Origin of the sequence: Bacillus cereus group sp. Bc061, from assembly GCF_027715825.1 — a bacterium.
GTDB lineage: Bacteria > Bacillota > Bacilli > Bacillales > Bacillaceae_G > Bacillus_A > Bacillus_A paranthracis.
This window is the reverse complement of sequence record NZ_JAQFTZ010000003.1, coordinates 38,965-60,606: the sequence shown is the minus strand read 5'-3', so window position 1 is coordinate 60,606 and position 21,642 is coordinate 38,965. Positions and strand designations below refer to the sequence as shown.

Genomic DNA, 21,642 nt, shown 5'->3' with positions numbered 1-21,642 from the left:
GTACGATCTTCCTTCAAGAAAGATAGTTATATAAATAGCAAAGAGGAAGCATCTCTAATGAAATGCTTCCTCTTTTGATATAAAATATACAATTATTTATTTTGATCTACTAGCTTTTTGGAACAAGAAAGAAGTTTGCTCTTCTTCTTTTACAATACCTTGTTTTAATGCTAGTTCCCCTGCCACTTTAGGGGCTAGCCATAGCATTGGGAACAACAGAACAGATACTGGGACAGCTGTTACTACGATGAATGATTGCAATGCATTAATACTTCCCTCACCCATGTATAAAAGAATTGCCGCAACTGCTCCCATAATAAGCGACCAAAAAATTCGTAAGCTAATTCTAGGATCCCCGTCTCCAGTCACTGCCATCGAAATCGAATAAGCCATTGAATCTCCTGTTGTCACTACAAATAAAATTGTTAATAAAAGAAATGCCGGTCCAATAATATGAGAGAGCGGCAGTTGCTCTGTAATTGCAATCATAGCAGCTGGCATACCAGATGCACTTAATGCGGTCGATATAGAACCAGGATTCATTAACTCATAAAACACACCTGATCCCCCTAGTATAGTAAACCAAAACGTTGTAATAATAGGTGCAATAATTCCAATTGCAACGATGATTTCTCGAATTGTTCTTCCTCTTGAAATGCGGCTCACTAAAATTGCCATCATCGGTCCATATCCAATAAACCATCCCCAGAAAAAGATTGTCCACGATCCTAACCAACCTGTATCACCGCGGTATGTGCTCATTGGAATAAATTCATTTATATAAAATCCAAACGAAGATACAAACGAATCAATAATAAATCCACCTGGTCCACATAATAATACAAATACCATTAATAAAATCGCTAATTTAACATTTAAATCGCTTATAATTTGAATCCCTTTATTAATTCCTGTTACTGCAGATATAGTAGAAACCGCAACTACACAAATAATAATTGCTAATTGAGTAGTAAAAACATCAGGAATATTAAACAATGCTTGTAGGCCATAACTTGCTTGTAAGCCTAAAAATCCGATTGGTCCAATCGTCCCTGCAGCTACCGCAATAATGGCAAATGCATCAATCATTGTTCCAAGCAAACTCTTTCGCAATTTCTCACCAAAAATAGGATATAAAAGCGTTCGAGGTTTTAACGGCATACCTTTATGATAATGCCCATACATCATAACTACCGCACTGATTGTACCTAAAATCGTCCACGCCAGGAAACCCCAGTGCATATAACTTTGTGCTAAAGCAGGCATTACTGCTTCTTTCGTTCCAGCAGATATACCTTCATGTATCGGCGGCACCGTCATCAAGTGGTACATTGGCTCTGCAGCTGCCCAAAAAACGCCACCTCCGGCAAGTAATGTCGACATAATAATAGCAAGCCACTTTGCCGTACTAATCTCAGGTTTTTCTAATCCCCCAAGTTTAACTCTTCCATATTTCGAGAACGCCATACACATTGCAACAATAAATGTACCAATTAATAAAACTTGCCAGAAGGCACCAAAATATTTAATTGAAGCTGCAAAACTGCTATTAATGACTCCCTCTACATAATTTTTATTTAAGAAAACCGCAATTACAAATAATAAAAGCGAACCACCACTAATAAGAAATACAGGCCAATCCGTTTTTCGACTCTTCATCCTCATTTACACTTCCTCCTTCCTCAGCAATCTAAAAAAACAACTTTATTATGTTTTATTGTTTACACCCAAAACACAATGATTATATAAGCATAATAATTTATCTATTTACTACACACTTATGTTGTCCCTAAAAATATGCTAAATCCCTTATTTAAAAGAAAATTTCTATTCCTCTTACATAAAAAAGCAAAATAAAAGACCTTATATTTCTATAAGGTCTTCGAAACAGAAATTTGATTATAACATAAGGAACTCCTTGGTTCAAAAAGCTCCTTCCAAAAATAACCGAGGGTAAAGGCTTCCATTTGCTACGTAACAGTAGTTAAAAAAAATTATATTTTTACAGAAAATGCCCTATACTACAAACTATTTATGAAAAAAATTCGGCTTCAAAATTTCATTCGGATACGGTTTATGATAAATATGAGTGGTAGCTGGAGATAATGGCGGAATGAGCCACACCCAATTGCCCGTTACAACACGACCGGAAGCAGCTTCTTGCTTCTCAAATTGCTGAAATTGTTGCGCCGCAGTATGATGGTCAACAATACTGACTCCTTGTTTTTTAAAGGAATGTAAAACAGCCACGTTTAATTCAACTAATGCCTTATCTTTCCATAACGTACCGTTTCTTGATGTATCCAAATCCATCATTTCCGCAACTGCTGGAAGTAAATTATAGCGATCATGATCCGCTAAGTTACGTGCCCCAATCTCTGTTCCCATATACCATCCATTAAACGGAGCTGCTGTATAGGAAATACCGCCAATTTCTAAGCGCATATCTGAAATCATTGGAACCCCGTACCATTTTACTCCAAGTGACGAAATTGGGTATTCTGGGTGTTCAATTGGCACCTCTTTTACTTCTTCTTTCGGAATTTCTTTATATATCGGCGCTTTTCCATCTATAGAAAACACAAGTGGCAATACATCGAAATTCGTACCTTCTCCTTGCCAGCCAAGTTCTTGACAAAAATCTGTAAACACAGCGGAATGAGAGTCACCAATCACTCCCATTTCTGTTTTATATCCTGCATACCGAATCAATTGGTGATTATAAATTCGTATATTATTTTCTTCACCTTGATATTGCTTAAAAATTGTAATGGTCGGTTTCACTTTTCCGTCGTTCGTTGCATATTGAATATGATGAATTAATGCATTATATACACCTTCCTCATCATTTACTTCACGTGCATCTAATATGTGCATCTTACTCCAAAATAGTCTTCCGATACATCGATTACTATTGCGCCATGCCATTCGCGATCCGTGAACAAGTTCTTCAAATGTATGTTCATACGTCCCCGTCTTCTCTATTTCAACTCGAATTTCTTTCATGCGTTCTTCTATGAATTGTTCTTTATTAAGCTCTTTATAGCAAATCGTAATAAAATGACTCGCTTCCTCTATTAATTGCTTCGTTTTACTCATAAGCGATCTCCTTCTATTTCAACAAAACGTTATTACTTTACAGTATAAGCAAAAAGAATAAGAGTCACAAACGAAAGTCGAAGTGTTACTTTTATTGTACTATCTTTCAGAAAATTAAGAGATTACTATTGACTTTCATGAAAAATAGGTGTATTTTTTACTCAGGTAAATTATTTTTACCTAGACCAACTTTTAGAGAGAAAGGAGGAAATGTCATGTCTTCATTTCAATTGCCAAAGCTTTCATATGACTATGATGAACTAGAGCCATATATCGATAGCAATACACTTTCTATTCATCATGGAAAGCACCATGCGACATACGTAAATAATTTGAATGCCGCATTAGAAAACTATTCGGAATTACATAATAAATCTTTAGAAGAGTTACTATGTAATTTAGAAGCTTTACCAAAGGAAATTGTTACAGCTGTCAGAAATAACGGTGGTGGACATTATTGTCATAGTCTTTTTTGGGAAGTAATGAGCCCACGGGGTGGCGGCGAGCCTAATGGAGACGTTGCAAAAGTAATTGATTATTATTTCAATACCTTTGACAACTTAAAAGATCAACTGTCTAAAGCAGCAATTAGCCGTTTTGGAAGTGGTTATGGATGGCTTGTCCTTGATGGTGAAGAACTTACTGTAATGAGTACACCTAATCAAGATACACCTTTGCAAGAAGGCAAAATTCCATTACTTGTCATTGATGTATGGGAACATGCCTATTATTTAAAGTACCAAAATCGTCGCCCAGAATTTGTTACCAACTGGTGGCATACAGTGAACTGGGACCGGGTAAATGAAAAATATTTACAAGCAATTCAATCACAAAAACATTAGTCGTGCGTATAAGGTAAGTTTGGTAATGTAAAATTAGTATTGTCGAAATCCTCCAGAATCCCCCGGATTGCCACCGGGGGATTTATGATCATTTCATTGCATGTATGTAATAACGTAATACTTTTTCTATTTCTATTTTCAACCCTCGGAACGGGAATCCTAATTCATTAGCTTTTCCATTATGTAATGTACAATTAGTCAATTCATTATAAGGTGCTACATGATCTCCTACTTCTTGAATGAGTGATTTTATTCCCGTATTTTCTTCTATAAAATGAATAATTTCCCGAGTAGAAACTACCCCGTTGCTACAAGCATTAATTGGCCCTTCTATATCTTTCATCCCACACCAAGCTAAAAATTCCCCGGCTTCTTCTTCATGTATAAACGACAATTTTCCATCTAGATCATTCACTGCGACAGGTTCTTCTCTCACAATATGTTCAACGTAAAATTGTAACCTTTTCGTATAATCGTTTTCTCCAATAACAACCGGAAAACGAGCTGCAACAACTGGGAATGTTGCTTGTTGAAATACAACGGCTTCGGCTAATCTTTTTCCTTCACCATAATTGAAGTCATTCCTATCTCCATACGCAATTGCATACTCGTACGGATTAAAGTCTTCTTCTGATAAGCTTAGTGCAGGTTCATAGACAGCCATTGAAGATGTCATAACATACTTCTTCGTTTTCCCTCGTAACACTTCACATATTATCTTCGCTGCATTCGAGCTATAGCATAAATTATCGTATACAATATCATAACTTTTATCTGTTAGACGCTCTGTTAGTTGTTTTTCATCTTCTCTATCTACAATAAGTCTTTTTACTCTACTCCCAAAAAAATCTTCCGTAATTCCTCTCGTCGCAATCGTTACATCGTGCCCATCTTGCAAAAGTGTTTCTACTAAATGTTTACCAAAAAATCTAGTTCCCCCTAGCACCAATACTTTTTTCAACTTTATCATCCCCATTTCGATAAATTGTAAAATACTACCTCTCTATTATAAATGCTAACATATAAAAAGCATGGAATTCGTTTAACGATTCCATGCTTTTCTACAAAAAATATATTAACGTACTCGATATTTATAAATACAATAACAGAAGTATAAAATAGAAATTACAGATACATAAACCCATAATTCATATACGAATCCCTCTCCCCATACTCCCATAAAATAAAAGAGTGAAGGTAACGTCAATGTTACCCATGATTGTACGAAGGCAATCCTTCCAAGATATTGATTGATGTTCTTTTTTTGTGTATTTAATACAAAGAATAAATACCAAAGTAATGCCCACATAAACCACGTTAACGCATTCACAACATCGTGGAATTGAACAAATGAAACAACCATATAGAATAAAGCAATAATTGCTACCCAAATGCAGAACCAACCTAAACCGCTACTATCCATTCCTTTTATAAAAGTAACACCTACATATAAATAGGTTAATCCGAATAAGAAAGTAGCTGCATATGAATATACCGTCCAATTACTTTGATCAGAAATCATGATTAAATAGAACGGAATAATAATTTGTAGTGCACCCACAAATAAATTAAAAACACCTGCACTTTTCATCTCTGCTTTTCCTAATATAACGAGACTATTTAAAAATAAAGCTGCACCCGAAAGTAATAATCCTACGTAACCCATATGTATTCGTGTGAAAGTCTTTCCCTTTCACACTTTTAACCTCCCCACAATATAAAGTAATTCTTTATTATTTTTCTTCCTATTTAAAACTACATACATAATTTTTAATCCAAATAGGTCAGACTTCCTACCTTGAAGAACACCAAATTTAAAACGCTTTCAATCATAAATAACCCTATCAGAACATTAATAGGATTCCTTGATTATAAACGTACTCTAACCATGACACAAGTATTGATGTTATTTTAAATATTACGTTTTTTATTTCTATAAAAGTTAATAGGATAATGCACTTTTTCTATCTTATTCTACTAATTTCTAACATGGAATATTATAAAATGAGCTAGTCAGTAATACATTCATCTTTATAAGATAATCGTATACTGACCTAAACTTTCATATTCAATATTGATAGTTTCTCATCCCTAATAATTGCTATTTATCATAAATATCATTCGGATTAATTGTAGGAATAAATCCATTTATAGAACTATATTTTTTAGATACGGTATTTGGAGTAACGGTAAACGTTACAATCTTATTACTTTGTTGTTTAAAATAGTGCATCCAATTTTGACTCCATTCATCTTTCGTAATAACTTGTTTATTGAAGTCCTCCCACAATACACCATGTATAAAATTCAAGGATGTATTTTTGATTGTGTCAAATCCCCAATTCTGTATAAGAAGCAAATCAGAATTAACACCTTTTATTTCTTTTAATAAATTTACATATGCTTCGCGAAATTTCCCTTGTGTAACTGGCTGATCATAAAAATAGTCGTCAATATCACCAGCGGTATCTAAAAACACACCGTCTATTCCTTTTCCAATAATTTGCTGTTTCACCTTATTTACAACAATCCGTCGGTAATGTTCATCAGCTAAATTCATAATATATGTATCCCACTGCTCAATCTTCATTTTCTTACCGTCTCGATAATAATAGTCTGATTCAACTACTTGCGATTTATGCCACGATTCTAATTCTAAAACACTAACATACCCAAGGACTACTGTTCCTGATTTTTTTAATTGCTGAACTTGCTCTTTCGAAAATGCATATGGCTCTATAATGACCATGTCATACTTTGAAAGTCCCTCAATTACTTGCTCATTTGCTTCACCATAATAAATTTTATAACTTCGTACATTTTTTAAAACTGGTTCCACGACATTTGCTTGGGTGGATGTACTTGAGGAAAAAATAAAAGAAAATATAGCTAAAAAGCATATGGAACGTTTCCACTCCATAATAATATTCCCCCCCTATAAAACTGTAATTTTTTATCATTTTAAATATTAATACAAGTATAGTAATACAATAACATTTTACATTTTTTCAAGCTCGATATTTAATAAAAATCCCAATAAATACAATACATTAACAAAAATTAGAATTTATTTCACTTGAATTTACTACATCTCTGTTGATAAAATGATTTGGGCTTTATATATTTTAAAATAATTCTTTTAAATTATGTATTTTATTTCAGTGTACTATTCCTCAAAATTAAATTTGCAAACGAAAGAAGGGATTTTTTATGCACTATAGACAATCTAATTTATTACAAAAAATGATTGAACCTACGATTCTCTTTATTGCTCTATTTTTTCTCTCAATACTAACTGATTTTCTAACACCAACGTATGAATACTTCTTACTCTTATTTATTACATTAATTATTTCTAGCCGGTATGGCATATCTATCGCCCTTTTCACCTTTCTAGAAGCAATGATTTATATTTTTGTAAGCGGTATATATAAGGAAGATGATATATTACTGTACTTTTATTCATTAGATTACTGGATTAATTGGATTTTCTTACTTGTTATTAGTTTATGTTGTGGACTAATGAGTACTGCACAAAAGGAACGGTATGAAGATGTACATATGATAAATAATGAGCTAAAAGCCGAAAATAAAGAATTAAAATATGTTGTGAAACAATTGGATGAAACACGTATTACACTACGTTCTCGTGTACTTGAATCAAATAATCACTTATCTAAAATGTATCATATGTTTAAAGCTTTAAATCATACACATCCTGAAATTGTACTCGATGAGGGGATAAATGTATTAAAAATGTATTTCGGAGCAAAAAAAATTGGTATCTATCACGTCGATAACAATAAACAATCACTTCGTATTAAATTAAGAGCAGAAACTGGTAAAAATACCTTACCTCAATCCATTTTTGTTAAAAATGCTTCGCTAGTCATCAAAAATGCTCTAGCACATAATCGACCTTTTTTCCGTACAGAAGAGGATTTTCAAGACGCTCCACTTTTAGTTGGTCCCGTCCTATTCCAAGATGATGTACAATATGTCATTATATTAGACGAAATTGAATTTTCAAAAGTAACTTCTGAGCAATTCGAACTTTTCACATGGTATTTACGCTGGATGGGTGATCGTTTACAAAACGCTTCTAATCTTTGGCTATCAAGTCAAGAGGATCGTACATTCCCTAAAACGAGCATTTATTATGAAGATGAATTTGAACATTTACTAAAAATAGAAAAGAAACGTTACGAAACATTATCTTATCCATATTCCTATTTTGAATTTACTGTTCCACAAGATTCCTTAGAAATGATAAATTCTATTTTAAAAGATCATTTGCGTGATATTGATATATTCGGTTATAGCACGACCGAACAAAAAGTTATGATTCTATTACCTGGCACTGAAGAAAAATTTTTATTACCAGTCAAAACTCGTATACAAAACGCTCTTTCTTCTAAAGGAGTGGTATTCTAATGATTTTACTCCTTCTTTACTTTATTTATGCTATTTTGGTTTTTCTTTTATTTCGATTTACGAAAGGTTTGATTACTGAAGATAAGAAAGGAATTATTGAGTTTTGCTTGATTATCTCTCTCCTTTTCCCGCTTGTCGGACTTATTGTATCAGCAATCATGTTATTACTGAATATAAGACGCTCCAAGACCGAGTGGTTACAGCAATACTCTGAGTATGTTTCCTTTCAAGTTGATCATTATGAAGATATTTTGGCATCAGCAAAACAAGATATGGACCTAATTTCATTTTCTTCTGGATTAGAACTAGATAAGCCTGAATTACATAAACAACTCATTGTACAATTAAGCTCCTCCCCTATTTCCAATGAAGGAGGCTTATTGAAAGAAGCCATTCACCATAAAGATCCTGAAACTGTACATTACGCAGCAACTACTATTAATTTACTAAATGAACGGTACGAAAAACAGATCGAATACTTAAATAAGCAATTCCTACAAAATCCACAAAATGAAATTGCAAAAGAATTGGTTTCTAACTATTTAAGATATGTAGACAGTGGTCTTCTTTCTAATCAGCAAAAGGAAAAAATAATCGCCGAATTTATGAATTTTATTACACAAAGTGTAGAACTATTCCCTACCGAACCTCTTTATCCTTTCCACCTTGGAAATCTGTTTCTACATACAAAACAATATGCAAAGTCTGAAGAACAATTTTTAAATCTTATTCATTTCTATCCTGAATCATATTACGGTTACGTTGGGTTACTTGAAATATATTATGAGCAAAAGTTATGGGACGAGCTCTATAACTTAATCAATAATCTAGCAGCTGCAAAAAGAGTTCATATACTACCGCGTAAATATCAATTATTTGTAAGGCAGTTTGGAGGCGCACACATTGAAAAAGGGGATTAATATATATCGGAATTGTTAGTATCATTTTATTTCTCTTAATTATATCCATCCTTATATATCGAACAGAAAATTTCTATCAAAAGTTTTCTGTTCCTAAAACTAAAGAAACAGATACTGTTAAAACACTCAAAGCAAAAGATGTAGCCCAAAATGGACAAAAAATGCAATTATACGTTTTAAAAACGGATAATACATTAGGGCAACAAGTCGAATTTAATACGAAAAAGGCAATGGATTACGCACACCTACACTATAAAAATATTACAGCCAATGAAATTAAGGGACTTACTCCCTCTCCCTATACAGGAATTATTATTACAGGTGAAATAATGGCGCAACTTCCACAAGCCGATATTCAAAATTTTGTACAAATGGGCGGAAGAATTATTATCGCAAACCGACTTAATTCAGATTCTTCCTGGAACACATTATTTGGTATTACAAAAAAAGAAGGCTTCAAAGATGTGAAGGGATTAACCTTTGAAGAAGTTTTATTCCCTGGTTATCCTGATCTCTCAAGTTCTTCTCCATTGTTCACTCATAGCTCAATGAATATTACGCTAGATGAGAATACAACTAATACTTGGATTACTGCAGAAGATACTCCCATCCTTTGGACCAATGACTACGGTGAAGGAAAAGTCTTATATTGGAATACAACAGCATTGAACGATAAATTAGGTAGAGGTATGTTCGTTCAATCACTGGGTACTATTTTCCCGACTTTCGCTACAGTACAACTTGGAGCGGAGATTATGTATATCGATGACTTCCCATCTCCAATTCCAAGTGGAGAACTAAAAAACTTAACAACAGAAAAAATTTCTGTTGAAGAATTTTATAAAAAACATTGGTGGAAAAATATGAAGGATATCTCTGAAGAGCTTGATATTAAATATACAGGGGTTGCAATTGGGACATATCAAAATAAAGTAACGCCACCCTTTGAAAATTTTACAGGTAAAAATAGAAATACCTATTTATTATTTGGGAGAGAATTATTAAGTCACGGTGGAGAAATCGGTATTCATGGCTATAACCATCAACCTTTATTATTATCACCAGACCCAGTAGATAAAGCACTTGAATATGTTCCATGGAATTCAAAAGAGGACATGGAGAGATCCTTAGATGCTTTACAAAGACTCGTGTATAACTTCTTTCCAAACGAAAAACTGAAAACCTATGTACCACCATCCAATATTATAAATACGACTGGATTAAGTGCATTAAACGACGCGGTCCCAACTATGGAAACAGTTGCTTCTCTATATGTGGGAAGTAAAAGTAACGGCAGTTTAATTCAAGAATTTGGACCAGACGAGCACAACAAAAATATTTATCACTTCCCACGTATTACGAGTGGCTATGCCATTTCAGATGAAGAACAATTTATTTTAGCTGATGTTACTGCAAATTTAGGGGTTATCTCACATTTCGTCCATCCAGATGATATCCTTGATGAAAAACGTTCGGGTAATTTAACGTGGGAAGAATTATTTAAAGCTTATAAAACGACAATTAAAGAAATACGAGAAAGATATCCTTATATAAAAAGTATGACACAAAGTGAAGCAACTGCTTCCATGAAAATTTATCAAACCGGTGATTTAGCTGTTTCTTATGAAGATGATGCTGTTCACATTGCATATAAAGGATTACCAAACCACACTGCAACAATTATACGTGTGGAAGAAGGGAAAAAATTAAAAACCGGTTCATTCCCATACGGCACAGTTACAAAGCTAGATTCACAAATTTATAGCGTTATATTAAAACAAGCTAACGCTACAATTCCAATTAAAGGGGTATAGCAGATGAGAATAGGTTTAGTCGTTGAAGGAAGTTATCCTTTTGTCAGTGGCGGAGTAGCAAGTTGGGTACAAATGATTATCCAACAATTTAAAGAACATGAATTCACCATCTTTGCGATCGTACCGCAAATAAAAACAGAAGAGGAATATCAATATGAAATTCCTAACAATGTAAAAGATATCATTATGATTCCCTTACAATCAGAAAGTGACTCAAACCATATAAAAACCAATTTAACGACTGATGAAGTACAAACACTTCAAAAATGGTTTACATTCCAAGCTAACGACACAGAAGCATTACAAATATTAGGGAACAAGCAAAAGCTAGGAACACTACATTCCTTCTTCGAAAGTCGTGAATTTTATGAAATAGTGAAAGAAAGCTATTTGTATGAAGAAAGTAGTGGTTCTTTCTTAAATTACTTTTGGATGTGGAGATCTATGTTCACACCAATCATTCAAATTTTACAAATTGATTTTCCTGAATTAGATCTTATCCATTCTGTATCTACAGGCTATGGTGGGCTTCTTGGAGCTGCAATTAGTGCCAAATCTGACATACCATTTATTCTAACAGAGCATGGTATTTATTCTCGGGAACGTGAAGAGGAAATACTCCAATCAACTTGGATACCAATCGAATACAAAAAAAGATGGGTTTCTTTCTTCCATCATTTATCTCACCAAGCATATGAACAAGCTGCTGATGTGATTACATTATTCAGACGGAATAGTACATATCAAAAAGAACTAGGAGCTCCGGCCCATAAACTAAAAATTGTTCCAAATGGTGTTACTTTATCTGATTATAAAGGGCTACGTAAGCCAAAACATAATTCAGATAAACTCATTATTTCTGCTATTATACGAGTTGTGCCAATTAAAGACGTAAAAACAATGATTTATGCAGCTAAATTATTATTAGAAAAAGATATTCCGTTTATCTTCTACTTATTAGGTCCTGATACAGAAGAACCAGAGTATGCCCAAGAATGTCGTGATTTAATTCAGCAACTTGGATTAAAAGAACATGTAATAATGACTGGCAGAGTAAACATTAAAGATTACTTAAAACAAACGGATATTCTCGTATTAACTAGCATATCTGAAGGGCAACCACTAGCTATGTTAGAAGGAATGGCATCGGGATTACCATGGGTTGTTACAGACGTTGGTTCTTGTAAGGAGTTAATTTATGGACAAGATGAAGATCCTTACGGCCAATGTGGCTTTGTTGTACCACCTGTATCTCCTGAACAAGTTGCCACCCACTTAGAATGGTATTATCGCCACCCTGAATCCATTCAACAATTCGGAAACAATGGGCGTAATCGTATTGAAGCATATTATCAATTATCAGGTGTTGTTGATAGTTATCGTAAGCTTTATTTAGAAAGGGGTGCGAAAACATGGCAGGTATAGGATTTCGATTACAAAAATTATTTCAGGAAGACTACTATTCTTCAAGGGTAAAAGCTTATGGATTTTCGTTATTTGTTACAGCTGGTCCTTGGTTAGTCGTTATTTTAGCAGTAACAACTATTAGATTCATTTTGAGTTTATTTCATTCTATTTCAATTGAAGAACAGCGTCTTTTCACTATTTCAATTTCATATTGCTTTATTTTTTCTCAAATTATTTACGGAGCATTGCAGCTCATTGTAACTAGATATGTAGCTGACCTTTTATACGAACAAAAAGCTGATAAAGTATTTTCTTCATTTTTAGGAATGACGAAGATCACACTTTTTTTAGCTATTATGTTATGGCTTTTGTTTGCATTTTTCACACCGTTAGCTTTATATTATAAAATCGTGATGCTATTTTTATTTTTAGCTTTAAATATCATCTGGATTCAGTCCATTTATTTAACAGCAGCTAAAGATTATCAATCAATTGCACTGGCATTTTTAATCGGATCCATTTTTTCCCTATTAGGAATTATCCTAGTAGCTTACTGGCACCCTACACTTGGGTTAGAACATGGATCTGCCCTATTGCTTTTAATTTCTTTTACAATTGGTACTTTCATTACACTAGTATGGTTAAGTATCGTTATTGTACGAATGTTTCCAAATAGCGATGCTACTGAACAATTTACCTTTCTTTCTTATTTAGATAAATATCCAGAGTTATTTTGGTCAAGCCTATTTTACAATGTGGGTATTTGGGTATGTAATTTTGTTATTTGGTTTGGAGACGGTCGGGGAAATATTGAAAACACATTTATTTATCATCAAATTTATGATACTGCTGTTTTCTGGGCGTATTTAAGTATTATCCCAACCTATATTTTCTTTGTAGTATCCATTGAAACCAGGTTTTATGAAAGATATAAAAAGTTCTTCGGTTCGGTAAACAATGGCGGAACATTACATACGCTTTTACAATTAAAAGATTCCATGAACTTTGTCTTAAAGCAGGAAATGGAACGTATACTTCGTAATCAAGGTATTTTTTCCTTACTTATTATTTTTATAATATGGATGTTTAGTTCGCAATCTGGAAACACAACACTTAATTACTCTATTCTGCAACTAACTATAGTTGGTGCTTATGCAAATGGAATGGTGCTCGTTATTACATTACTACTCCTATACTTTGAGGATCGTAAAGGGGCATTTCGAACATCAGCTATTTTCTTTTTTGCAAACTTGTTATTAAGCCTCATCCTGCTTCCATTTGGATTCAATGGTTACGGCATTAGTTTCGCAGTTGGATCTTCTATTACATTCCTATATGCTATTTCTAGACTCTTTACTTACATTAAAGATATTGATTATTATACATTTTGCCAGTCAAATATTCCTATAAAACAGCGGACCTTTTTTACCAAATTAGCTAATAAACTTAACGGGAAATAGATACAAAAATGACCTTTGCTCATGCAAAGGTCATTTTTTATATCTACATATTAAACTTCCAAATAGCCATTTTTATTATTTGATTGCCATCTCCAAGAATCTGCACACATTTCTTCTAATCCACGTTTTGCTTCCCATCCTAGTTCACGTTTTGCCTTTGATGCATCTGCAAAACATATTGCCACATCGCCAGGACGACGCTCTGTAATTTTATAAGGAACCTTTTTTCCTGAAACCCTTTCAAATGCTTCAACCATCTCAAGTACACTATACCCTGTACCTGTGCCCAAATTATAAGCATCTACTCCTGTTGTATTCAGTACTTTCTCTAGCGCTTTTACGTGACCTTTTGCTAAGTCTACAACATGTATGTAGTCACGGATGCCTGTTCCATCTTTCGTTGGGTAGTCATTTCCAAATACACTTAATTCTTTTAGCTTACCTACTGCCACTTGTGTGACATATGGCATTAAGTTATTTGGAATTCCATTTGGATCCTCTCCAATACGTCCACTTTCATGTGCACCAAATGGGTTGAAATAGCGAAGTAATGCGATACTCCATTCTCTATCTGCAAATGCTACATCACGCATAATTTGCTCAATCATTAATTTCGTTTGACCATATGGATTTGTTGCACTTAATGGAAACTCCTCTGTAATCGGTGACGTTTCCGGGATACCATATACAGTTGCGGATGAACTAAAAATCATCTTCTTTACATTATGTTTCTGCATTACTTCACATAGCACTAAAGTGCTCGTAATGTTGTTATGATAATATGTTAATGGAATTGCTACTGATTCCCCTACAGCTTTAAACCCTGCAAAGTGAATAACTGCTTCGATTGCATTTTCTTCAAAAATCGCGTCAAGTGCTTCTTGATTTAAAACATCTTCTTTATAAAACTTAAATTGCTTTCCTGTTATTTCTTTCACTCGATTTATAGATTCTACCGAGCTATTCGAAAGATTATCAACTACTATAATTTCGTAACCGCTATTTAGTAATTCTACACATGTATGACTACCAATATACCCTGCTCCACCTGTTACAAGTATTGCCATAATTATAGTCCTCCATATTTCATTCATTATAAACTTCTCAAAGTATATCACATATTTCTTATCCTATGTTTAATATGCGAACACAGAAACTTACATTTTATCCCATAATAATTTTATAACATATACGATTCCAATCAAGTAATAAGAAAAACGCCACATAATTTTTGTTATGTGGCGTTTTTCTTATTAAATTACGTAACAATATACACTTAGAAAATGTGCAAGACTACCTAATAATACAAAAACGTGAAAAATCTCATGATGTCCCATATATTTAAACTCTAGCCATTTTGGCTTTGTTCCATAAATAAATCCACCAATTGTATAAAAAATGCCCCCAAGTACTAAGAAAACAATGCCCCCTGTACTTAAATTCTCAGCTAACGGTGCAAAGAATAAAACAATTAACCAACCCATCGTAATATAAATTGCTGTCGATAACCATCTTGGACAATTAAACCAAAACATTTTAAACACAATGCCACAAATCGCAGTTGCATAGACTAAACAAAATAATAGCAAACCACTTGCTGAATTTAATGTAATTAAGCAAAAGGGTGCATATGTACCTGCAATTAATATAAAAATCATAGAATGATCTAGCTTCCTAAAGAAGTAAATAACACGTTCATTGGCCACAACACTATGATATACAGCTGATGCCGTATAAAGGACCATCATTCCAATCCCAAACAAAATAACAGCTGTAATTGCAGCAAATGATGGCATCTTGATAGAAACTTTCACAAGCATAGCTAATAAGGCAATAAATGATAATATCGCTCCACCTAAGTGAGTAAATGCATTAACTGGTTCCCTTACGTAAGCATTCATAATAACACCCCTCATATAATTACATGTAGTTTTAATAACTACATGTAATTATATATACATTTCTTTTTAAGGTCAACATTTACAATTTATTTGTTTCGTAATACCATATTTAAGGATGTATTAGACATTAAGTTCCACTAAGTTATAAAAGTGAGGGATTCTACGTGGAAAATATAAATGAATTACTTGAGACATTGCATTTAGAAAAAAATATTAAACTTGAGGATATTCCAAATGTCGACTTATATGTAGATCAAGTTGTCCAACTATTTGAGAATACTTATGCAGATACAACGAGAACGGATGATGAAAAAGTATTAACAAAAACGATGATTAATAATTACGCAAAAGGGAAACTATTCATCCCTATCAAAAATAAAAAGTATTCAAAAGAGCATATGATTTTAATTAGCTTAATTTATCAATTAAAAGGTGCTCTTTCCATTAACGACATAAAAAGTTCATTAGAAACTATAAATGACTCCTTATTAAATGATGATTCATTCGAATTAAATACGTTATACAAAAATTATCTTGCTCTTACTGAAAGCAATGTCGAAAGCTTTAAACAAGACGTAAATAACCGTGTTACAGAAGTAAATGAGATTTCTTCCTTAGAAGACACAAAGCTAGAAAAATTTCTACTACTAACATCCTTCGTGACTATGAGTAATATGTATAGACGTTTAGCGGAGCAACTAGTGGATGATTTAAAAGAATCATAAATAAAAACTATCCACCTATTAAAGTGGATAGTTTTTATTTACTTAATTGCTTCATGAACTTTTAGTTGTTTCCCTTTAATCGTTGTAGTCTTCATGACTTTCAAGACAAGTGGTCCTTTTCCATTTAATATTTCAACGTAAGAAACATTATCTTGTATCGTAATAATGCCTATATCTTCTGCTGTAATACCTTTAATTTTAGCGATTGTACCGACGAAATCTACCGCCCTAATTTTCTTTTTCTTCCCGCCATTAAAGTAAAGCTTCATAATGCCTTTGTTGATGTCTGCATTTTTATCTTTCTTTATAATTGGTTTAGCATGTATCTTTTCTTCAAATGCAGCTTTCCCTTTCATAACTTCTTCTTTTGAAGGTCCAATTGCCTTTGGAATTTCAAAGCCAATATACTCCTCAATCTCTTCTAAAAATCTATTTTCATATGGTGTTATAAATGTAATAGCTTTTCCACTATTTCCAGCTCGTCCCGTTCTTCCAGTACGATGTACATAGCTTTCTTTTTCAAGTGGAATATCATAATTAATAACATGTGTAATATTATCAATATCAATTCCCCTCGCAGCCACGTCTGTTGCTACTAAATAACGAAATTTTCCTTTTCTAAAATCATCCATGACTTCAAAACGATCTTCTTGTACCATACCACCATGTATTTTGTCACAAGGATAGTTAGCTCGTTTTAATTGTCTATATACATGATCTACATTTTCTTGTGTACGGCAGAAAATAATACAGCTATCAGGATTCTCAATCGTTGTTACATCTTTAAGTAGTGAAAGCTTCTCGTCTTCTATCGCCTCAAAAAGAGTATGTTCAATTTTATCCGTCGTAATCCCAGCCGCTTTAATTTCAATATGAGTTGGTGCATTCATATATGTACGTGATAACCTTTCAACATCTTCCGGTAAAGTTGCTGAAAATAGCATTGTCATTCTATTTGTAGGTAATTCATCAATAATTGCCTCTACTTGATCGATAAAGCCCATGTTTAGCATTTCATCCGCTTCATCAATCACTAAATATTTTAATCGCTCTAAAGAAAGGGTCCCTTTTTCAATATGATCCAATACACGCCCTGGAGTCCCTACTACAATATGCGTCTTTTGCTTTAACTCTAATTTTTGACGTGCAAATGGGGATTTACCATAAATTGCGGCGGCTTTAATTCTTTTGAATCGCCCTATATTTGTAATATCTTCTTTCACCTGTACCGCAAGCTCTCTCGTTGGTGTTAAAACTAATGCTTGTGGTTTATTCTCTGCCCACTCCACCATTTCACAAAGTGGAATACCAAATGAAGCTGTTTTTCCACTTCCCGTCTGGGACTTCACAACAAGATCCTTCTTTTGTAATGCGACTGGAATAACCTTACCTTGTACTTCTGTTGGATGATCATACCCTAAGCCAGTAAGTGCCCTTACAATTTCTTTACTTAATTTATACTCAAAAAACCCTTTTTTACTCATATATTAACCTCATTTTATTCTGTATTATTTTCTTTTTTATCTTTTGTATACGTTACTATCGCCCTACTTATTATACTTGAAACCTCACATAAAAAGATGGATTATGCCAGATTCATCTTTTTACATAGAAATAAACCTTATCATTTCATATATTGTTCAACTACTTGATAACATCTTTTGCTCGTATTGTTAGCATTAACCTTTTCATAGAATCCTACATCCACTCAAAAAAAATAAAAAGAATACATACATCCTTATATAATTATCTTAATTTTTCAACCTTTTTATAGACGAACAATATAAAACAAAAAACATTTTAAATTCGTTTTTAACGTTGTTTTTTACATATAAAATCTACTTTTTAAAAAAACGTTAAGAAATCCTTTGACTTTTTAATGAAAACAATGTAAATTATCATATGGACGAACATTTTTAATTAATAAAAATAAAATATTCGTATTTTAGGGGTGTGAATGATGGAAAACGTATTCGACTATGAAGATATTCAATTAATTCCTGCAAAATGTATTGTAAATAGCCGCTCTGAATGTGATACAACTGTCACTTTAGGAAAACATAAATTTAAATTACCTGTCGTACCTGCAAATATGCAAACGATTATTGATGAAAGAATTGCAACGTATTTAGCTGAAAATAATTACTTCTATATCATGCATCGTTTCCAACCAGAGAAACGAATCTCATTCATCAGAGATATGCAATCACGTGGATTAATCGCTTCTATTAGCGTTGGTGTAAAAGAAGACGAGTATGAATTCGTACAACAATTAGCTGCTGAGCACCTTACGCCTGAATACATCACGATTGATATCGCGCATGGACATTCTAATGCTGTAATCAACATGATTCAACATATTAAAAAGCATTTACCAGAAAGCTTCGTTATCGCTGGAAACGTTGGAACTCCAGAAGCGGTAAGAGAATTAGAAAACGCTGGTGCTGACGCAACAAAAGTTGGTATTGGACCTGGTAAAGTTTGTATTACTAAAATTAAAACAGGCTTTGGAACTGGTGGTTGGCAACTAGCTGCACTTCGCTGGTGTGCAAAAGCTGCAAGTAAACCAATTATCGCTGACGGTGGTATTCGTACACATGGCGACGTAGCTAAATCTATTCGATTTGGGGCGACTATGGTTATGATCGGTTCTCTATTCGCTGGTCATGAAGAGTCTCCAGGGGAAACAATCGAAAAAGACGGCAAACTTTATAAAGAGTACTTCGGTTCAGCTTCTGAATTCCAAAAAGGTGAGAAGAAAAACGTTGAAGGTAAGAAAATGTTCGTTGAGCATAAAGGTTCTTTAGAAGACACTTTAATCGAAATGGAACAAGATCTTCAATCTTCTATCTCTTACGCTGGTGGAACAAAATTAGACTCCATTCGTACTGTAGATTATGTAGTCGTAAAAAACTCTATTTTCAACGGTGATAAAGTATATTAATTTTTAAACTTAACTCGAAGGACAAGCAGTTTTATGCTTGTCCTTTTTCATATATAGAAATGTAAAATATTTTCATTTTACTGAATTTTCTAGTATCATATTTTTAGATACTTATAATAAGGGGGATATAATATATGAAAGATGTAATTGAGAAACGCTATATTCGTGCAGAAGTTCCTACTGAATTAACATGGGACCTCTCTGATTTATACGAATCTGATAAAGAGTGGGAAACTGCATTACGTGTATTAACAGATGATATAAAAAAACTTGATGCGTTTAAAGGACAATTACACAATAGCCCTACCACCTTATTACATTGCCTACTTTTAGAAGAAGAGCTTTTAATGAAGTTAACAAAACTATATTCATATGCAAATTTAAAAGAATCTACTGATCGTACAAATCCAGTTATTCAAGCGAACTCTTCCAAAATTGCCGCTTTATGGACGAAAGTACATACGGCGCTATCCTTTATTCATAATGAAATTCTCTCATTAGAAGAAGGCACAATTGAAAAATATTTAACGGAAGAAACAAAACTTGAACCTTTCCGTAAATCATTACTAGACATATTACAAAAAAGGCCGCACACGCTCTCTCCTGAAACTGAAGAAGCACTTGCTGCACTTGGCGAAGTACATAGTTCTCCATACAAAATTTACGGTATGACTAAATTAGCCGATATGGATTTTAACTCCATACAAGATGAACAAGGAAATGAACTCCCTGTGTCGTTTGCATTATTTGAAAGCAAATATGAGTTTTCTCCAAGCGCAGACATACGTAGGAAAGCATACTCATCATTTGTTTCCACCTTGAAACGATATAAGAATACAGTGGCAACAACATATGCGACTGAAGTAAAAAAACAAGTAACACTCTCTCGCTTACGCAAATTTGAATCTGTTACTCATATGCTTTTGGAACCTCAAAAAGTTCCACTTGAAATGTATAACAATCAACTCGATATTATTTATAAAGAATTGGCGCCTCATATGCGCCGTTTTGCAGATTTAAAAAAGAAAGTATTAGGACTCGATGAAATGCTGTTCTGCGACTTACACGCACCTTTAGATCCCGAATTTAATCCGACAATTACTTACGAAGAAGCTGGAAAACTTATTCAAGACTCTTTACAAGTACTCGGGGATGAATATAGTTCCATTATCGAAAAAGGATTCAAAGAAAGATGGGTCGACCTTGCAGATAACGTAGGCAAGTCAACTGGAGCATTTTGTTCAAGTCCATATGGTTCTCATCCGTACATTTTAATTACATGGCAAAATACGATGCGCGGCTGTTTCACATTGGCTCATGAATTTGGGCATGCTGGTCATTTTTATTTAGCAAATAAAAACCAGCGTATTATGAATGTACGTCCATCTATGTACTTCGTTGAAGCACCATCTACAATGAATGAATTACTATTAGCCCAGCATTTATTAGCGACGAATGACGATAAGAGAATGCGTAGATGGGTGATCCTGCAACTACTCGGCACATATTATCATAACTTTGTTACTCACTTACTTGAGGGAGAATATCAAAGAAGAGTATACAGCCTAGCAGAAGAAGGTGGAGCACTTACAGCTACAACTTTAACTGAAATAAAAGCAAATGTACTTTCAACATTCTGGGGAGATTCCGTAAAAATTGATGAAGGTGCTGGATTAACTTGGATGCGTCAACCTCATTATTATATGGGCTTATATTCTTACACGTATTCCGCAGGCCTCACTGCATCTACTGCGGTGGCTCAAATGATTAAAGAAGAAGGACAACCTGCTGTTGATCGCTGGTTAGATGTACTTCGCGCTGGTGGTACGATGAAACCACTGGAATTAATGAAACATGCTGGAGTCGATATGTCAAAACCAGATACAATCCGCAGAGCTGTTTCTTACGTTGGTTCCTTAATTGATGAATTAGAAAGCTCTTATCAAGAATAAAGTGAAACTTTAATCAGTGGGGGCCATCCCCCACTGATTATTAGCCCTCACCAATCGGGCTTTTACGGACAGTTGATTCCCTACCTAACTTCTTTGCTTCCGCTGAATTTTGAGGTAGGAATCTTACTGCCCGGCAAATAGCGG

Annotated in this window: 16 protein-coding genes and 1 pseudogene; 9 read left to right on the top strand and 8 right to left on the bottom strand. The window is 33.8% G+C overall.

The annotated features are described in order from the left end of the window. Positions 1 to 96 precede the first annotated feature (96 nt). Both PDQ40_RS14625 and PDQ40_RS14620 read right to left on the bottom strand, forming a co-directional pair. Positions 97 to 1,665 carry a BCCT family transporter gene (locus PDQ40_RS14625; protein WP_001242460.1) on the bottom strand — a complete coding sequence of 523 codons (1,569 nt, stop codon included), beginning with the start codon at positions 1,663 to 1,665 and terminating at the stop codon, positions 97 to 99. 363 nt (positions 1,666 to 2,028) lie between these two features. Beyond that, positions 2,029 to 3,099, bottom strand: coding sequence for a nitric oxide synthase oxygenase (locus PDQ40_RS14620; RefSeq protein ID WP_000047608.1), 1,071 nt, complete (start codon positions 3,097 to 3,099; stop codon positions 2,029 to 2,031). 215 nt (positions 3,100 to 3,314) lie between these two features. Between PDQ40_RS14620 and sodA the strand changes: the two genes are divergently transcribed. Beyond that, complete coding sequence (gene sodA / locus PDQ40_RS14615) at positions 3,315 to 3,941, top strand: superoxide dismutase [Mn] (protein WP_000094046.1); 627 nt, start codon at positions 3,315 to 3,317, stop codon at positions 3,939 to 3,941. 88 nt (positions 3,942 to 4,029) lie between these two features. Here sodA and PDQ40_RS14610 read toward each other — a convergent pair whose 3' ends face one another. The 3 genes from PDQ40_RS14610 to PDQ40_RS14600 form a co-directional block, all read right to left on the bottom strand. Beyond that, positions 4,030 to 4,911, bottom strand: coding sequence for an NAD-dependent epimerase/dehydratase family protein (locus tag PDQ40_RS14610; protein WP_061535970.1), 882 nt, complete (start codon positions 4,909 to 4,911; stop codon positions 4,030 to 4,032). Positions 4,912 to 5,016: 105 nt separating this feature from the next. Beyond that, positions 5,017 to 5,607: an AmiS/UreI family transporter gene (locus PDQ40_RS14605; RefSeq protein ID WP_000542569.1), complete on the bottom strand. Its 591-nt coding sequence runs from the start codon at positions 5,605 to 5,607 to the stop codon at positions 5,017 to 5,019. Positions 5,608 to 6,042: 435 nt separating this feature from the next. Next, complete coding sequence (locus PDQ40_RS14600) at positions 6,043 to 6,861, bottom strand: endo alpha-1,4 polygalactosaminidase (protein WP_000454997.1); 819 nt, start codon at positions 6,859 to 6,861, stop codon at positions 6,043 to 6,045. A 290-nt stretch (positions 6,862 to 7,151) separates the two neighbouring features. Between PDQ40_RS14600 and PDQ40_RS14595 the strand changes: the two genes are divergently transcribed. From PDQ40_RS14595 to pelG, 5 genes and pseudogenes are all read left to right on the top strand, one after another. Then, complete coding sequence (locus PDQ40_RS14595) at positions 7,152 to 8,375, top strand: hypothetical protein (protein ID WP_000559346.1); 1,224 nt, start codon at positions 7,152 to 7,154, stop codon at positions 8,373 to 8,375. Next, entirely contained in the window at positions 8,375 to 9,295 is a 921-nt protein-coding gene (locus tag PDQ40_RS14590; RefSeq protein ID WP_000601986.1) for a tetratricopeptide repeat protein, read from the top strand. Before PDQ40_RS14595 ends, PDQ40_RS14590 begins: the two co-directional genes overlap by 1 nt. Further along, positions 9,279 to 11,109 (top strand): annotated as a pseudogene (locus PDQ40_RS14585) (DUF2194 domain-containing protein). Before PDQ40_RS14590 ends, PDQ40_RS14585 begins: the two are co-directional and overlap by 17 nt. A 3-nt stretch (positions 11,110 to 11,112) precedes the next feature. Next, positions 11,113 to 12,534: a GT4 family glycosyltransferase PelF gene (gene pelF, locus PDQ40_RS14580; protein WP_242301941.1), complete on the top strand. Its 1,422-nt coding sequence runs from the start codon at positions 11,113 to 11,115 to the stop codon at positions 12,532 to 12,534. After that, positions 12,522 to 13,976 (top strand): exopolysaccharide Pel transporter PelG, encoded by a 1,455-nt coding sequence (gene pelG, locus PDQ40_RS14575; RefSeq protein ID WP_000907292.1) that lies wholly within the window; start codon positions 12,522 to 12,524, stop codon positions 13,974 to 13,976. Before pelF ends, pelG begins: the two co-directional genes overlap by 13 nt. Before the next feature lie 50 nt (positions 13,977 to 14,026). On the opposite strand, the gene galE is transcribed toward pelG, so the two are convergent. Together galE and trhA are read right to left on the bottom strand one after the other, a co-directional pair. Continuing rightward, positions 14,027 to 15,043 (bottom strand): UDP-glucose 4-epimerase GalE, encoded by a 1,017-nt coding sequence (galE, locus tag PDQ40_RS14570; protein ID WP_000996533.1) that lies wholly within the window; start codon positions 15,041 to 15,043, stop codon positions 14,027 to 14,029. 186 nt (positions 15,044 to 15,229) lie between these two features. Beyond that, positions 15,230 to 15,877, bottom strand: a complete 648-nt coding sequence (gene trhA / locus PDQ40_RS14565; protein WP_000995364.1) for a PAQR family membrane homeostasis protein TrhA — start codon at positions 15,875 to 15,877, stop codon at positions 15,230 to 15,232. Between the two features lie 164 nt (positions 15,878 to 16,041). On the opposite strand from trhA, the gene PDQ40_RS14560 reads away from it, so the two are divergent. Continuing rightward, positions 16,042 to 16,602 carry a DUF1836 domain-containing protein gene (locus PDQ40_RS14560; RefSeq protein WP_000427879.1) on the top strand — a complete coding sequence of 187 codons (561 nt, stop codon included), beginning with the start codon at positions 16,042 to 16,044 and terminating at the stop codon, positions 16,600 to 16,602. Between the two features lie 38 nt (positions 16,603 to 16,640). Here the strand turns inward: PDQ40_RS14560 and PDQ40_RS14555 are convergent, their stop codons facing one another. Then, positions 16,641 to 18,086, bottom strand: a complete 1,446-nt coding sequence (locus PDQ40_RS14555) for a DEAD/DEAH box helicase (RefSeq protein ID WP_061131925.1) — start codon at positions 18,084 to 18,086, stop codon at positions 16,641 to 16,643. A gap of 476 nt (positions 18,087 to 18,562) precedes the next feature. Between PDQ40_RS14555 and guaC the strand changes: the two genes are divergently transcribed. Both guaC and pepF read left to right on the top strand, forming a co-directional pair. Next, positions 18,563 to 19,546 (top strand): GMP reductase, encoded by a 984-nt coding sequence (gene guaC, locus PDQ40_RS14550; protein WP_000432434.1) that lies wholly within the window; start codon positions 18,563 to 18,565, stop codon positions 19,544 to 19,546. Positions 19,547 to 19,680: 134 nt separating this feature from the next. After that, on the top strand, positions 19,681 to 21,498 hold the full coding sequence (gene pepF / locus PDQ40_RS14545; RefSeq protein WP_000655851.1) for an oligoendopeptidase F: 1,818 nt from the start codon (positions 19,681 to 19,683) through the stop codon (positions 21,496 to 21,498). Positions 21,499 to 21,642 lie beyond the last annotated feature (144 nt).